Source organism: Aliiroseovarius sp. PTFE2010 (assembly GCF_049943335.1).
In the GTDB taxonomy this organism is placed as follows: Bacteria; Pseudomonadota; Alphaproteobacteria; order Rhodobacterales; family Rhodobacteraceae; genus JBNFVY01.
Window position 1 is genome coordinate 30597 of sequence record NZ_JBNFVY010000006.1, and the last position, 15747, is coordinate 46343.

The 15747-nt window shown below is 60.9% G+C and carries 15 protein-coding genes; 11 read left to right on the forward strand and 4 right to left on the reverse strand.

Features of this window, described 5'->3' with window-relative positions; translation table 11 throughout:
- Positions 1-9: 9 nt before the first annotated feature.
- From ACP2AV_RS10535 to ACP2AV_RS10555, 5 genes are all read left to right on the forward strand, one after another.
- Entirely contained in the window at positions 10-894 is an 885-nt protein-coding gene (locus ACP2AV_RS10535; protein ID WP_426372665.1) for a branched-chain amino acid ABC transporter permease, read from the forward strand.
- Between the two features lie 93 nt (positions 895-987).
- The gene (locus tag ACP2AV_RS10540; protein ID WP_426372666.1) at positions 988-1950 is read left to right on the forward strand and encodes a branched-chain amino acid ABC transporter permease; all 963 of its coding nucleotides are present in this window, start codon (positions 988-990) and stop codon (positions 1948-1950) included.
- A 36-nt stretch (positions 1951-1986) separates the two neighbouring features.
- Complete coding sequence (locus ACP2AV_RS10545) at positions 1987-3225, forward strand: ABC transporter substrate-binding protein (RefSeq protein WP_426372667.1); 1239 nt, start codon at positions 1987-1989, stop codon at positions 3223-3225.
- Between the two features lie 60 nt (positions 3226-3285).
- A complete protein-coding gene (locus ACP2AV_RS10550; protein ID WP_426372753.1) occupies positions 3286-4077 on the forward strand; it encodes an ABC transporter ATP-binding protein in 792 nt (263 codons plus the stop codon).
- 13 nt (positions 4078-4090) lie between these two features.
- Entirely contained in the window at positions 4091-4879 is a 789-nt protein-coding gene (locus ACP2AV_RS10555) for an SDR family NAD(P)-dependent oxidoreductase (RefSeq protein ID WP_426372668.1), read from the forward strand.
- Positions 4880-4901: 22 nt separating this feature from the next.
- Here the strand turns inward: ACP2AV_RS10555 and ACP2AV_RS10560 are convergent, their stop codons facing one another.
- Positions 4902-5087, reverse strand: a complete 186-nt coding sequence (locus ACP2AV_RS10560) for a hypothetical protein (RefSeq protein ID WP_426372669.1) — start codon at positions 5085-5087, stop codon at positions 4902-4904.
- 307 nt (positions 5088-5394) lie between these two features.
- Between ACP2AV_RS10560 and ACP2AV_RS10565 the strand changes: the two genes are divergently transcribed.
- Genes ACP2AV_RS10565 through ACP2AV_RS10575 form a run of 3 tightly spaced genes read left to right on the forward strand, consistent with a single transcriptional unit; the run spans position 5395 to position 8622 of the window.
- The gene (locus ACP2AV_RS10565; RefSeq protein WP_426372670.1) at positions 5395-6183 is read left to right on the forward strand and encodes an enoyl-CoA hydratase/isomerase family protein; all 789 of its coding nucleotides are present in this window, start codon (positions 5395-5397) and stop codon (positions 6181-6183) included.
- A gap of 16 nt (positions 6184-6199) precedes the next feature.
- Positions 6200-7438, forward strand: coding sequence for a thiolase family protein (locus ACP2AV_RS10570; protein ID WP_426372671.1), 1239 nt, complete (start codon positions 6200-6202; stop codon positions 7436-7438).
- A gap of 17 nt (positions 7439-7455) precedes the next feature.
- On the forward strand, positions 7456-8622 hold the full coding sequence (locus tag ACP2AV_RS10575) for an acyl-CoA dehydrogenase family protein (RefSeq protein ID WP_426372672.1): 1167 nt from the start codon (positions 7456-7458) through the stop codon (positions 8620-8622).
- A 403-nt stretch (positions 8623-9025) separates the two neighbouring features.
- On the opposite strand, the gene ACP2AV_RS10580 is transcribed toward ACP2AV_RS10575, so the two are convergent.
- The 3 genes from ACP2AV_RS10580 to ACP2AV_RS10590 are packed head-to-tail and all read right to left on the reverse strand — an operon-like array spanning position 9026 to position 12325.
- Complete coding sequence (locus ACP2AV_RS10580) at positions 9026-10189, reverse strand: acyl-CoA dehydrogenase family protein (protein ID WP_426372673.1); 1164 nt, start codon at positions 10187-10189, stop codon at positions 9026-9028.
- Positions 10190-10193: 4 nt separating this feature from the next.
- A complete protein-coding gene (locus tag ACP2AV_RS10585; protein ID WP_426372675.1) occupies positions 10194-11069 on the reverse strand; it encodes a GntR family transcriptional regulator in 876 nt (291 codons plus the stop codon).
- Positions 11066-12325: a CaiB/BaiF CoA transferase family protein gene (locus ACP2AV_RS10590; RefSeq protein WP_426372676.1), complete on the reverse strand. Its 1260-nt coding sequence runs from the start codon at positions 12323-12325 to the stop codon at positions 11066-11068. Before ACP2AV_RS10590 ends, ACP2AV_RS10585 begins: the two co-directional genes overlap by 4 nt.
- 217 nt (positions 12326-12542) lie before the next feature.
- On the opposite strand from ACP2AV_RS10590, the gene ACP2AV_RS10595 reads away from it, so the two are divergent.
- The 3 genes from ACP2AV_RS10595 to dctP are packed head-to-tail and all read left to right on the forward strand — an operon-like array spanning position 12543 to position 15518.
- Positions 12543-13136, forward strand: coding sequence for a TRAP transporter small permease (locus tag ACP2AV_RS10595; RefSeq protein WP_426372677.1), 594 nt, complete (start codon positions 12543-12545; stop codon positions 13134-13136).
- Positions 13133-14419 (forward strand): TRAP transporter large permease, encoded by a 1287-nt coding sequence (locus ACP2AV_RS10600; protein WP_426372679.1) that lies wholly within the window; start codon positions 13133-13135, stop codon positions 14417-14419. Before ACP2AV_RS10595 ends, ACP2AV_RS10600 begins: the two co-directional genes overlap by 4 nt.
- Positions 14420-14477: 58 nt before the next feature.
- Positions 14478-15518 (forward strand): TRAP transporter substrate-binding protein DctP, encoded by a 1041-nt coding sequence (dctP, locus tag ACP2AV_RS10605; protein WP_426372680.1) that lies wholly within the window; start codon positions 14478-14480, stop codon positions 15516-15518.
- Positions 15519-15747: the final 229 nt, after the last annotated feature.

Consider the following 15747-nt stretch of genomic DNA (forward strand, 5'->3'; position numbering starts at 1 on the left):
TCGGGGACAATGGTCTATTTCATAAATGACATCATCACCGGAGCCTTGATCGGCCTGCTGTATGCATTGGTGGCCATGGGGTTCGTTGTGATTTACCGCGCCAGCAAGGTGTTCAATTTCGCGCAAGGCGAATTGGTGATCATCGGCGGCTTTATCGTCTGGTTCACGACCATGCAGGTCGGTCTCAGTCTTTGGTTGTCAATACCGCTATCGTTGATACTGGCCGGCTTTGTCGGCTATCTGATTGAGCGGATTTTCCTGACGCGGCTTATCGGTGAGTCGGTCTTTTCGATGGTCATGGTCACGGTCGGCTTGCTGATCTTGTTGCGCGGTCTTGTGTTGCTGCTCTTCGGTCCGGCCGTGCGGCCCTTCCCGATCATCTTCCCGCTGAAACCGCTTTTCCTAGGCGATATGTTGATCCCCATGAACCTGCTGATTGGCGGGATCATCACCATTGTCGCGGCCGTCGGCCTGTCGTGGTTCTTTAACCGGACCCGCTCTGGCTTGCGGATGACAGCGGTCGCAGAAGATCACGTCGTGGCATCTTCGATGGGGATTTCCGTCAAGGGCTCGATTGCCTTTGCCTGGGTTCTCGGGGCGATCCTGTCCACCATGGGTGCGATGATCTTTCTCAGCGGCAAGTCGCTGACATTCCTGGCATCGGATATCGGCTTTGCCGCGCTGCCGGTCGCACTGTTTGCCGGGCTTGAGTCCATCGGCGGGCTTATTCTGGCAGGAATAATCATTGGCATCGCGCAGAGCTTGACCACCAACTACCTTGATCCTTTGATCGGTGGCTCGCTCGGCAGTGTCGTGCCTTATATTATCATGCTCGCCATTCTGCTGATCCGGCCCACTGGCCTGTTCGGGTGGCGCACTATTGAGCGGGTGTAACCAATGGATCCTTCAGGAATTTTTCCCACAAGCTATCGCGCCGACAGGCGTGTAGTTCGCACACGCTGGCAGGCCCTTGCCCTAGCCATTTTCATGATTGTCATGCTGGCGGCCCCCTATCTTGTCAGCGGGCGCATCGTCGCAGTGCTGAACATGATGTTGATCAGCGCCGTCATCGCTGTCGGGCTGCAGATCTGCACCGGCTATGCGGGCCAGATCAACCTGGGTCAGGCGGCTTTCATGGGGGTGGGTGCCTATACGGCGTCGATACTGGCGTCGAAGACCGGTCTCACGTTCCTGTTGACCATTCCGCTGGCCGGGCTGTCGGCTGCAGTGTTCGGCTTTCTCTTCGGACTGACCGCATCCCGGATCAAGGGGTTTTACCTGGCCCTGACGACCATTGCGGCTCAGTTCATCTTTCACTTTGCCGTCCTGAACCTGCCATCCAACTGGATGGGTGGTTCAAACGGGATTACCGTGCCGCCTGCGGAACTTTTCGGCGTGCGCTTTGTCAGCGAAACCGCGCAGTTCTACATGAACTTCACAGTTGCCGTGATCATGATCGCCGGGGCCTTCGGTATCATCCGCTCGCGTTTCGGCCGCGCCTTTGTGGCGGTCCGGGACGATGACGTCGCCGCTGGCATCATGGGGATCAATGTCGCCGCTACCAAGGCGAATGCCTTCCTGATCGGCGCCTTCTATGCCGGTGTCGGCGGGGCGCTCTGGGCCTATATGATCCGTTTTGTAGGGGTGGATCAGTTTACCCTGTTTCACTCGATCTTCTTTGTGGCAATGATCATCGTCGGCGGTATGGGATCGATTGTGGGGGCCCTGGTCGGCGTCTTCATCATTCGTCTTATCCAGGAAGTCATCGCCACGGTCGGCCCCAATATTGCCGACTCGGTATCGTTCCTGGGCGGCGACATCGTGTTCGCCGGCATGAACGTCATTCTTGGCGGCGTCATCGCCTTGTTCATGATCCTCGAACCCAAGGGGCTGATGCACCGCTGGAACATCATGAAATCATCGTACCGCATCTGGCCGTTCCCCTATTGATCGGCGGAACGGCATTCAACCTGGGAGGAAGACATTATGATTTACGGAAAAAGACTGGGGCTTCGCAGCTTGGTGGCAGCAAGTGCCATCGCCGTTGCGGCAGCCATGCCCATGCAAGCGCAGGCGGAAACGGAATATAACCTTGCCCTGCTTTCGGACTTTTCAGGCCCGTATGCAGATATCATGCCGGTCCTTGCTGCAAGCCGCGAGACTGTCTTCGCATGGTGGAACTCTACCATTGGTAAGGAACTTGACGTCAAACTGAACTACAAGAACTACGAGACCCGCTATGACGCGGCGCAGGTGGCCAGCTTGTGGCCGGGGATCAAATCCGAACTTAACCCGATTGCCATTGCCGGGCTCGGCGGACCGGACGTTGCTGCCCTTTCCGAACGCTTGCCGGAAGACAAGATCCCGATGTTCATGGCCACGGCGGCCTACGGCTATGCCTGGCAACCCGATGCCTGGATCTTCAACCCACGTCCGACCTATTCGCACGAAAGCGCGGGCTTCCTTGCCTGGATGCGCGAGCAGCGTGGCGGCGATGAACCGCTCAAGGTTGCGATCCTGGCCTCTGAAGCCTCGCCTGCTTATGTCGACATGGCAAAGGGTCTCGAGCTTTATGCAGAAGAACATCCGGATGAACTCGACTTGGTCGAAATCATCTATACCGAAGTGCAGCCGACCGACCTGACAGCGCAAATGCGCCGCGTCGCACGGGCCGGTGCCGAAGCGCTGATCATCCAGACCAACACCTCGATTGTGGTTGCGGCGAAACGTGGGCTGCAGGCCAACGGCGCCGACATTCCGATCATGATGAGCTCGCACAACGGGCTGCCGGCTTCTGGTGGCGCGCTTGGTGGGCTTGAGCAGCTGGAAGGCGATTATGAAGCCTACGGTATGGCGATTGCGGCCGAAGAAGACACCCCCCCGCGCCAGTTCTACCAGACGCTGGTTGACGAATATGGTCTCGAAGCGCCCTGGAACGTTGTTACCGCCATGGGTATTTCGCAGGGTCTCTATACCGTGACCGTGATCGAACACGCGATCGAAGAAAATGGTGCCGAGGGCCTGACCGGCGAGATGGTGCGCGAGGCGCTCTTTGCCAAGCCGATCACCACTGAGCAAACCCACGGGTTCCTGCCGACCCTGACCTTTACCCCCGAAGCGCCCTTCCCCCTGGAAGGTCTCAAGGTGAATGTTGGTACCGTCAAGGATGGTAAGATCACCATCGAGGCAACTGGCGTCGACGTTCCCGACGTCAAGAAATGGTAAACCTAACCGGGCGCCGCAGTCGCGGCGCCCATCCTGAACCTTAGCCCGGGCACAATGACCATGCTGGAACTCAACAACGTAGAAGTGACCTACTCGGACGTCATCCTGGCGCTTAAAGGCGTGTCCATGACAGTGAGTGAAGGTCAATGTGTTGCTCTGCTGGGCGGCAATGGCGCGGGCAAGAGCACCACGCTGAAGGCCATTTCCGGAACGCTGAAATCCGAAGACGGAACAGTATCGGCGGGCACGATCATTCTGGACGGCAAGCCTGTTCAGAACATGGAAGCGTCGAACGTGGTAAAAAACGGCTTGATCCATGTGATGGAAGGCCGGCGCGTGCTGCGTCATCTGACGTGTGAGCAAAACCTGATCGTGGGTGGGCATATGGTGCCCAATTCCACCGAGCTGAAAAATCGGCTGGAACATGTTTACACGCTGATGCCGCGGCTTGCAGACCTGCGCAACCGCACATCGGGTTTCATGTCTGGCGGCGAACAGCAGCTGCTGCTGATTGGCCGGGCCATGATGGCGAAACCGAAAATCATCGCAATCGACGAACCATCGCTGGGGCTGGCCCCGATGATGATCCGGGATGTGTATGAGGTGCTCAAGCAGCTCAAAGCGGATGGCACCACGTTCTTCCTGGTTGAACAAAACAGTGCTGCGGCCCTGTCGATCGCAGACTACGCCTATGTGATGGAGAACGGGCGTATCGTGATGGACGGCCCGGCTGACAAGCTCGCCGATAACGAGGACATCAAGGAATTCTACTTGGGTGTCACCGCCTCGGGTGAACGCAAGAGCTATCGCGAAATCAAACACTATCGGCGCCGTAAGAGGTGGCTGGGATAGGACGGCAAAAAAAATGAGTGAACTGCTAGATATCAAGGGACGGACCGCATTTGTAACCGGGGCCGGTCAGGGCGTGGGCCGACAGGTCGCGCTTTATCTGGCCCAGCACGGCGCTGGCGCCGTTGTGATCAACGATTTCCACGCCGAGCGCGCCGAAAGCGTTGCTGCCGAAGTGGAAGCGGCAGGCGCAAAGGCGTTGCCGCTGGCGTTCGACGTCTCCGACTTTGACGCTGTCGGCAAAGCTTTTGCCACGGCGCAAGAGACCCTTGGCGGTGTGGATATCCTGGTCAACAATGCTGGCAACGCCGGGCCGACGTCGCGGCTTGACGATCTTGTGCCATTCTGGGAATCGGATCCCGACGAATGGCGCCGCTGGATGGCCACCAATTACGATGGCGTGCTGAACTGCACCCGCCATGCGATGCCGTTGATGGTCAAGGGTGGCTATGGGCGCATCGTGACGGTCATCTCGGACGCAGGCCGCGTGGGCGAGCCGCATCTGGCGGTGTATTCGGGTGCCAAGGCCGGCGCGGCAGGTTTCATGCGCGCCATTGCCAAGGCTGGGGGCCGGTTCGGGATCACCGCGAATTGCGTCGCACTTGGCGGCACAAGAACACCCGCTGTCGCCGACCTGATCCCGGATGCCGAGGCCGAAAAGCGCGCGCTGTCCCAATATGTGATCCGCCGCCTTGGCGAGCCGGAAGATCCGGCCGGAATGATCCTGTTCCTGTGCTCAGACGCGGCCAGTTGGATCACCGGACAGACATATCCGGTCAATGGCGGGTATTCATTTGCCTGCTAGCGCAAATAGTGGGCGGCCGCCGTTAGTCGGAGCCGCCCGCGAAGACGCGTGCATTGTCAGCGCCGATCGCAGGTTGCAGACAAAAATACACGATTGCGAATTGGCGCGCGATGGGCACAGTCATCAGCTTGCCGTTCTTGCGGGCGACCACAGCATGGCCCGACGCGGCGATGAACTCGCTCAGCTGAGTACCATTGGCGGGTTTCATTGCGCACGCGATACTGCGCATACCCCGGTTCAGCGCCCGAAACAAAGGCGCAAACCGCCGCGCCGGATCACCAACGCTGGGGCGTACAGACATGATCGCCGCCGCCCCGTCCGACGAATGGACTGTCGCATAAGAACCGGGGGAGTGTTCGCCAAAGCGAATGACCTACAGGCCGGCCCCGGGTGCCGTACCCATGCCGCGCATCTGATCTTGTTTCCTGCGTTTGCGGAACCGCCCTATTGCACCGACGTACGGGGCAACAACCCAAGGGAAACCGCCAAATTTCATTTATCTTCCGGAGGTTAAATTGACTGAAGCTCCCCAAACCCTGTCCGTAGAACGTGTAGCCCGGACCGAATGGATCACCTTCCAGCGCACCGAGCAGTTGAACGCCATGTCGACGCAGATGCTGCGCGAGATGGCAGCGGTTCTTGAAGCCGCGATAGCTGACGACGACGTGCGGGCCATCGCCCTGACCGGTTCGGGACGGGCGTTCTGCGCCGGCGCGGACCTGAAAGAGGTTGCGGGCGCAAAACATGAACCCGGTGAGCCGGATCTGCTTGATCTTGTTGAACACACCTTTGGGCTGATGCGCCATGGCCCCAAGCCGGTGATCGCCGCTGTAAACGGGCTGGCGATGGCGGGCGGTCTGGAAATGGTGATGGCCTGCGATCTGGTGTTTGCTGGCGAAAGTGCGCAGTTGGGCGATGCTCATTCCAATTTCGGCGTGTTTCCCGGTGCCGGCGGTGCGGCGATCCTGCCGCGCAGGATTGGGTTGAACCGTGCGAAATATCTGTTGTTCTCGGGCGAAAACATTTCGGCCCAGGACATGATGGATTGGGGTCTGGTGAACAAGGTCGTGCCGGACGCAGAGCTGCGCGACGCCGTGCAGGCCTTCACCGACAAGCTGGCGGACAAAAGCCCCGCCGTGCTGCGCCGCATGAAAACGGTGGCGAACCGGTCGCTGGACGTGGACGAAGCCGCCGCTCTGTCCGAAGAGATGCTGAACCTGCGCGCACATATGCGCTCATGGGACATGCGTGAAGGGCTGACGGCTTTCAATGAAAAACGAAAACCGCAGTTTCGCGGTTACTGAATAAGGAGACTGCAGGATGCAGGACATTTACGTCGTTGGCGTCGGGATGACGCAGTTCGGGAAATTCCGGGACAAAACCATCAAGGATATGACGGGCGAAGCCGTGTCTGCCGCACTGACCGACGCCGGGTTGGCGGCTGAGCGGATTGATGGAGCGTTCTTCTCGAACGCGGTGCAGGGCCATATGGAAGGCCAGCACATGATCCGCGGCGAAATTGCGCTCCGTGAAATGGGCATTCAGGGCATTCCGGTGGTGAATGTTGAAAACGCCTGCGCCAGCGCGTCGACCGGGTTCAAACTGGCGGTGGACTTCCTCAAGGCCGGCAATGGCGATTGCTGCCTGGCCGTAGGCGCCGAGAAAATGTATTCCGACGACCGCGCGCTGATGTTCTCGGCCTTTGACAGCGGTTGGGACGTCAGCAATGGCGAAGCGGTCGCGCAGCGCCTTGCCGATCTGGGCGCCGGGGTCGAAGAACCCGAAGGGTCGAAATCGCCCAAACCCTACAGCGTATTCATGGACGTCTACGCCGGTTTTGCGCGGCTGCACATGAAGACCTTCGGCACCACGCAAGAACAATTTGCAGCCGTTTCTGCCAAGAACCATGCGCATTCGGCGCATAACCCGCTGGCGCAGTACCGCGACGCGATGACCATCGAACAGGTGCTGCACGCGCCGCCCATCACCTATCCGCTGACCCTGCCGATGTGCGCCCCGATTTCGGATGGCGCAGCGGCGGCGGTGCTGTGCACTGGCGAAGGACTCAAGCGGTTGGGGCTCGATCCCGCGCGCGCGATCAAGGTCAAGGCCGCGATCCTGCGCTCTGGCACCGACCGTTCGCCCGATGATTATAAAAACCACCTGACCCGCCTTGCCGCGCTTCAAGCCTATGAGCAGGCAGGGCTTGGCCCAGAAGATATGTCGGTGGCAGAAGTGCATGACGCCACCGCCGTGGGTGAAGTGATCCAGATCGAGAACCTCGGATTTGTCGAATTTGGCGAGGGCGGCCCGGCCAGCCTGCGCGGCGAAACCAAGATCGGCGGACGTATCCCCGTGAACCCGTCGGGCGGGCTGGAATCCAAGGGGCACCCTGTCGGGGCCACCGGGATCGGCCAGGTTTTTGAACTGGTCACACAGCTGCGCGGCGAGGCTGGCGCGCGTCAGGTCGAAGGCGCGCAAAACGCCATTGCCGAAAACGGTGGTGGACTGCACGGCGTCGAAGAAGCCGCCGCCTGCGTCACCATTCTAGGTCGCTGAAACAAGGAAAAGAAAAAATGGAAAATGTGATCGCCGCCGCTCAGGCAATCTATACAGACGAACAACGCATGTTGCTGGAAAACTTCCGCAAGATGGCAATGACCGAGTTCGCTCCGCTGGCCGAGAAATACGAAAACCTTGGTCACCCGCCCGATGCGGAAACCCTGAAATCCCTGTTCGCCAAGGTTGAAGAATTCGGATTGATCAGCGGTCTGATTCCCGAAGAGGCCGGCGGCGCGGGCATCGACCGCATGACCTATGGTATCCTCTACGAGGAACTGGCCCGTATCTGGGCCGATCTGGCGATTGCGGTCCTGATTCAAGGCCACGCCGTGTTTGCGGTCAACCTGTTGGGAAATGCAGCGCAGAAAGAGGCCTATCTCAAGCCGCTTTTGCGCAGCGAACGCATCTGTGCCACTTGTATCTCGGAACCAGAGGTCGGCTCGAACGTGCGCGAGGTCAAGACCCGTGCGGAACGCGAAGGCGACAAGATTTTTGTCAGCGGGCAAAAGCTGTGGATTTCCAACGGTGCGCAGTCGGATTTCGCGATCGTTGTCTGCAATCTGGACGACGGCATTTCCATGGTCATCGTGGATCGGGACCAGGGCGGCTATGAAAGCCGCGAGTTGCGCAAGATGGGACTTGTCGGCGCATCGACCTGTGAATTGTTCTTTGACCGGGCCGAAACCACCGCCGACCATCTTCTGGGTAGCGCGGGCGGCGGCTTGTTCCAGACATTGAAACTGTTCGAAAGTGCGCGCGTGTTTGTCGGCCTGACCAGCATCGGCATTGGCCAAGCCGCACTGGAATGCGCCGTCCAATACGCGCAGGAACGTGAACAGCACGGCAAGCCAATCGGCGGCCACCAGTTGATCCAGGGCTATCTGGCAGACATGGCCACGCAACTGGATGCAGCGCGTCTGTTGTGCCAGCGGGGGCTGCAACTTCTGGATCTGGGCGTGCGGTGCGATACGCAGACCTCGATGGCGAAATGGTATGCGACGGAAATGGCCGTCGAAATCGCCGGCAAAGCGGTGCAGATCCATGGCGGCAACGGCATTACCAAGGAATTTCCCGTTGAACGGCACTTCCGCAATGCCAAGGTGATGCCGATCCCAGACGGAACCACCGAAATTCAGAAACTGGTCATCGGACGAAATCTGACAGGTTTGAACGCGTTCTAAACTGTGACCGGGCCGGGGCGACACAGGCGGTGAAACCGCGACTTGATCGCCCCGGCCCAATTGCGCAACGCAGCGTCGCGCACGCCTCGGCGGGGCGCTGCGGATAGGCGATTGGCCCCGCAGGGCCGAGATGCGCAAAGCCCCTGCGCCAGAAGCTAATCGGCAACTTCAGCAATCATCAGATGTCGCACATCGCGATAGGAGCATTCGACGGGGAAATCCCGCGTGTGCCCGGCCCCCGCCGTGCATTTGCACAGCGGGCTCACAATCCCTTATCGGTATAGTGGCGTTTGCCCATGGAACAAACCGCTTGGCGTTTCGGTGCGCGGTTTCGCCGACTGATTGCAGCTTTATGCGCCAGTGCTGAGCGAAACCCGGACAGCACCCTCAGGGCAATGGAAGGTCAGTAGGACTTCGGCATCCCCAACGCTTTTTCGGCCACGTAAGACAGGATCAACTCTTCGCTGACCGGCGCGATGAAGTTCAGCACGCTTTCGCGGAAGTAACGCTCGACGTGGTATTCCTGCGCAAAACCAAAGCCGCCATGGGTGCGCACGGCCCGGAACGCCGCGTCGTAGGCCGCCGAGCCGGCGAGGTTGCGCGCGGTATTGGCCTCCAATCCGCAGGGCCTGCCCTGATCGTATAATGCGGCGGCCTTGTAGGTCATCAATTCGGCCGCCTGAAGACGCATCCAAACCGAAGCCAGCGGGTGCTGGATCGCTTGGTTCTGGCCGATCGGACGGCCGAAAACGACACGTTCGCGCGCATAGGCGGCCGCCTTTTCCAGAACATGCATCCCGAATCCAACCGCTGCTGCGGCGACAATGATCCGCTCGGCGTTCAGCCCATGCAGAAGAACCTTGAAGCCTTCGCCCTCGGCGCCGATGCGGTCTTCCTCGGGCACTTCCAGACCGTCAATGAAGATCGCGTTGGAATCCACCGCCTTGCGGCCCATCTTGGCAATTTCGTGAACGTCGATCTTGCTGCGGTCGAAATCGGTGTAGAACACAGACATGCCGTCGGTCGGTCGCTTGCATTCCTCGATCGGCGTGGTCCGGGTCACCAGCAGGATATGGTCGGCACGCTGCGCGGTCGAGGTCCAGACCTTGCGCCCGTTGACCACATATCCCCCGCCCTCGCGGCGGCGTGCGAAGGTTGAAATATGCGTGGTGTCAAGGCCGGCGTCCGGTTCGGTGACACCAAAGCACGAGCGGTGTTCCCCCCGGATCAAAGGCGGCAGCATCCGGGCCTTTTGTTCTTCAGTGCCGAAGCCGACCACCGGTTGCAGCCCGAAGATATTGATATGCACCGAGGAACTGGCCGCCGCGCCGTAGCGCCCTATTTCCTGCATGACCAGCGATGCCTCGGTGATGCCCAGGCCCGAGCCGCCATATTGCTCTGCCATGGTCACGCCATAGAAACCGCCCTTTGCGATCTCGGCTGCGAAATCATCGGGAAAGGTACCGGTGCGGTCGCGTTCCAGCCAGTAGGAATCGTCGAAACCCGCGCAGATCCTGGCCACTGCGTCGCGGATAGCCCGTTGCTCTTCGGTGAAATCGAAATCCATGAGGTCACTCCTTGTTCTGACTTGGTTCTGGTCTGTCTGAAAGCTCGGGCGTGGCGGGTTCCGCCATATGCGGGCGCCACGATCCGGGATCGCCTGTGGCAAGATTCCCGAACCGGCGCTCGGCAGCGAAGACATCGCTGCGGATATGGACAAGGTGGGCCATGACCGGGCGGCCTTCGGGATCCAACAGGCGTGAGACCACATGGGCCACCGGCTCGCTGAGGGCGACGCCCAACAGGTGGGCGGTGGCGATATCGGCCCGGACGATGGTGATGATCTGGTCGCCTGACAGGTCCGTCAGGCCGGTGTGATCACGCAAGAGTTGCGAATACAGCTGCGTTTCATCTGCGCCCTCGGGCAGCATGTCGAAATAGCGCCGCGGCAGCCAGAGATCGACCAGCGAATAGGGCTGCGCCCCGGCATGATGACGCTTGCGCACATGAAGCAGCGGCGTTTCCATCCCCGTCAGGTCGCGGCCAAGATTGGGAAGCTCTTCACAAGGCGTACGCGACAGGATTTCTATGCGGACCTGTTCCCCCAGCGTCAGCGGATCGTAGGCGGGCGTATGCGCCTCTGTCTGCTCGGCCGACGCGGTAACAAAGGTGCCCAGCCCGCGGGTGCTGTCGATCAGTCCCTCGCTGCGCAGAACCCCCAAGGCCTGGCGGACGGTCTCGCGCGCCATACCGTATTCGTCGCGTAGGACCGGCAACGTGGGCAATTGGCTGTGCGCCGGCCATTGGCCGCGGCGGATCTTTTCACGAAACAGACTCGCCAGTTTGAGATAGAGCGGAATGCCGTCACGCTGGCGAAGCAGATCCCTGGTCGGGTCTTCGTCAGGGCGCGGGGCGCTCTTGGCGCCGGTGGTCCGGGCGCCGCTCAAGACTGGTCGCCAGACTGGCGCGCCGCTCCCGTCGGGCGGTCGGCGGTCGGCGGGTCCGGCTCGGGCTGGGCCAGGATACCGTCCGCGATCAACTGCGCAATCCGCTCTGGCGAAAAGCCGAACTCTTCCAGGATCTCCGTACCCTGTGCGCCGAGCGCCGGCGCGGGAAGATCAGGCCCCATTTCAACGCCGCGCATCGTGTAGGGGCTGCGGACCCGGCGCATCGGCCCCTGCTGGGGATGGTCATAATCCTCAATCAGGCCGACGGCGCGAACATGCGGGTCGTCGGGCAGATCGTCCATGGCCATCACCGGCGCATTGGGAATATCGAGCGCATCGAACAGCTCCTGCCACTCGACGGTGGTCCGCTGCGGCAGGATCTGCGTGGCTACCAGTTCGTAGAGTTCGGGAAAGTGGCGTTGTGCGGTTACGGCGTCGGTCATCATAGGGCCGTCGGCCACGTCGTCGCGGTCTACTGCGCGCAGAAATCGCTGCCATTGGTCGAATTTGTAGATCCCGTGCGCGATGAACCCGTCGCTGGTTTGCGCCGGTTTGCGGAACGGGCTCATGACCCGGGCGTAGCCGAACCCGCCTTCCGGCGGCCGGAACGCGGCCCCGTTGAAATGCTGGCTAAGCATTATCGATATCATGGTTTCGAACATGGGCGTTTCGATGTAGCACCCTTCGCCGGTGCTGCGCTGCCGGAACAGGCCGGCCAGCATCGCCTGCCCCAACGCCAGCCCGGTGATCTTGTCAGCCGCCACCATCGGCACGAAAGCCGGCGCACCTGCGTTGCGCCCGTTGGCCTCGGCCAGGCCCGAGCGGGCTTGAATCAGGTCGTCGAAAGCGGGCAGGTCGGCATAGGGCCCGTCCTGCCCAAACCCGATCGCGGCGCAATAGACAATGCGTGGATTGACCTTTCGCACGGCCTCATATCCAAGGCCCAGCCGCTCAATCGCCGGCACCCGCATGTTGTGGACCACGATATCAGCTTGACCCAGCATCTCCATCAGCGTGGCGTGCCCCTCGGGTGATTTGAGGTCGAGCGCGATGCTGCGTTTGTTGCGGTTCACCGCCATCCACTGCGCTGTCATGCCCGGCACGCGCGAAACGCCGAGCCGCCGGTAATAATCGCCGTCCAACGCTTCGACCTTGATCACATCAGCGCCGAAATCGCCCAGAAACTGGGTAGCATAGGGGGCCAGGAGAATATGGCCCAGCTCTACCACGCGCACCCCGTCGAGCATTTGAAACATGGTTCCCCCCCCCGGCACCGGATCGGCTGCACCGACCGCACGCTACAAAAGACTAAAAGACTGTATTGCTAGTTTTTTTTGCATGGGGAGCGTTGACATGCAAGGGGGCCTTGCTAAGTTTGGCGCCACAATGAGGCTAAGGCGGCTCGTTTCCGGCGTGGAAATCGCCGATGGAAATGGCCCGAAATAGCGCCAAAAAAAGGGGGGGGTGGTCGCAATGGAACCGCCGAAGAAAAGGGGGGCCGCGCGCGGCCTGTTGGCCGTTTCGCGGGGGCTGGCCGTGCTGGAGACCGGGTTTGCGGCGCTGGCCTGTGTCGCACTGGCGGCGATCATGCTAATCGTGGTCGTGGATGTCGCGATGCGCTACGCGCTTTCGATGCCACTGGGATGGTCGTACGACCTGATCGGTCTCTACCTTGTGGTGACGGTATTCTTCTTGATGCTGCCCGACACACTCCATCATCACGGACACGTGGCAATCGATCTGTTCCAGAACATACTTCCGCGACGGGTTCGCCATCTGGGGCTGGCGGTGGGCTATGCCGCAGGAGCGGTTGTCATGGCGCTGATCGCGTTCGAGGCCTGGGGCCGCTTCCAGAGCGCCTATGCCGGGCAGGACCGGATCGCCGCGCTGGTCCCGTGGCTGACCTGGCCGGCCTATCTGGTCGTCCTGATTGGCACCGCGCTGCTGACGCTGCGCCTGATCTACCGGGCGGTCGGGCACGCGCTTTCCATCTTCTCGCGTCACGATCTGGTTGAAATGCCGCCCCCGCCCGAGACCACCGCACTCCAAGGGGAGGACGTCCTGTGACGGTGGCTCTGGTAATTGCGCTTCTGGCCGGGCTGCTTGTGATCGGGCTGCCGGTGGCCCTGGCAATGGCGATTTCGGGGTCTGTAGGGCTCTATCTGTTCGGCGGCATGGCGGTACTGGGCGGCATCCTGAAGACCGCACCGCTAAGTACCGCGAATTCCTACGAAATCATCACCATCCCGATGTTCATCCTGATGGCCGAATTCGTGATCATCTCGGGCGTGGCGCAAGATCTCTTTCGCGCTGCAACCATATGGGTCGGGCGTCTGCGCGGCGGCCTGGCCATGGCTACCGCGGTGGCCGGGGCGGGCTTTGGCGCGATCTCGGGGTCGAGCACGGCAGCGGCGGCAACGCTGGCATCCACTTCGATCCCGGCGATGATCGACGAAGGCTACGACCCCAAGCTGGCCAGCGGCGTGGTGGCGATTTCGGGCACACTGGCGATGTTGATTCCGCCATCTGTGGCGCTGATTCTCTATGGGATCATTGCCGATGTGTCAGTCGGACAGCTGCTGGTGGCGGGGGTGATACCGGGGATTCTGGTCGCTCTGACCATCATGGCCACGGTCGCGGTTCTGGTGCGGATTGATCCCTCGGTCGCGCCTGCCGGCCAGCCTTACAGCTTTCGCGATAAATTTGCGTCGCTGTCGCGTGTCGGGCCAATGCTGCTGCTGTTCCTGGCCGTCACCGGCACGATCTACTCGGGCATTGCCACGCCGACCGAGGCATCGGGGATCGGCGCCTTCGGTGCGATGCTGTTGGCGCTGCACGAGCGCAAACTGGGATTCAGCCAAGCCTGGGGTTGCCTGAGACGGGCGGCGCAGACCACCTGCATGATCCTTTTCGTGATCCTCGGCGCGCATATCTTCGGCTATTTCTTCACCCTCACGCGGGTGACCAACGATCTGACCCAATGGATCGGCGGCCTCGGCATATCGCCGATGGGGGTAATGGTGGTGATCCTGATCATCTACGTCTTTCTGGGTGCCTTCATGGACCAGATCGCCATCCTCATCCTGACGGTGCCGGTACTTTTGCCGCTGGTCCTGTCGCTGGGCTTCGACCCGATCTGGTTCGGGGTGATTGTCGTGGTGACGGCCGAGGTCGGCATGGTCACTCCGCCGCTGGGCATGAATGTCTTTGTGGTGGCCCGATATACCCGGCGACCCCTGGGCGAAATCTTTCGCGGGACGTTTCCGCATGTTCTGGCGCATTTGCTTGTGATCGCACTGCTCACCGCATTTCCTGCGCTGGTTCTGTGGCTGCCCTCGACGATGAACTGACGTCGGCCTGCGCAATTGCGCCGAGCTATAACGAAGAATACAGGAGGAGAACGAAATCATGACCAGAAAACCCAAATTCTCGCGGCCCGTTCGCACGGCAGCCTTGGCTGTTGGCTTGTTGCCGCTCGCCGTGCAGCCGCTTACAGCGCAAGAGATCGAACTGCGCGCGGCCGACAGCTTGCCCACCGGCCACTACATCGCCCAAAGCCTGATCGAGCCCTTCATGGAGCGGGTAAGCGAGCGGACCGGGCAAACCGAGTTCGCCTATTTCCCGGCTCAGCAGCTTGGCAAGGCCAAGGATCTGCTGTCGCTGACCCAGACCGGCGTGACCGATATCGGCTATGTCGGCCCCTCATACGTCAGCGACAAGATGCCCCTTTCGGCGGTTGGGCAATTGCCCGAGGCGTTTTCAACCTCTTGTGAGGGCACGATGGCCTATTGGGAGATCGCCAAACCCGGCGGCGTACTCGATCAGGCTGAATTCGCACCGAACGGCGTGCGATTGCTGATGGCGATGGTGCTGCCACCCTATAACCTGCTGACGTCGAGCCGTGAGATCACCGGTTTGGACAGCATGGACGGCCTGAAGATCCGCAGCACTGGCGGCGCGCTTGACCTGACCGTCCAGAAAATCGGCGGCGTGCCGGTGCAGATGCCGGCACCCGAAGTGCGCGAGGCGCTGTCGCGCGGGACCGTCGATGCGGGGCTCTTCCCCTATCCCAGCGTCACCCCTTACGGAATGGAAACATTCCTTGACTGGGGTACGCAGGGGATGAACTTTGGTTCCTTTGTCGCGACCTACGTGATCAGGCAGGAAAAGTGGGACAGTCTGCCCGAAGACGTCCAGCAGGCGATCACCGAGATCGGCGAAGACGTGACCAAGGAAGGCTGCGCAACCGCCGACCGTCAGAACCTTGAAGTCAAGCAGCAGATCGCCGAGGCGGGCGTGACCTTCGTTGACTTGCCCGCCGCAGATGTCGAAAAGCTGGAGGAGATCCTGGCGACGGTGGGGACCGAATGGGCCGAGCAACTTGATGCCCAAGGCAAGCCAGGAACCGACATCCTGGAAGCCTTCCGGACCGCGCTGCAAAAGAACTGACAACAGATCGTGGTCGGCCCGGTTCCCTGCGTGGGGCCGGGCCACTATAGACGCGCAGAAACCTGCCGGTGGGTGCATCTACGCCCCGCCCTTGGGCACCCAGCCTGCTCACCTGCTCTGCAACCCAAGCCCGGGCGGGCCGTGTATACGTCCGGCATCGTCGATCTGGCGTAGATGCCCCACGCCGAAGCTGACCTTGGCGACCGGTGAAGTTTGGCTGGACCAGATG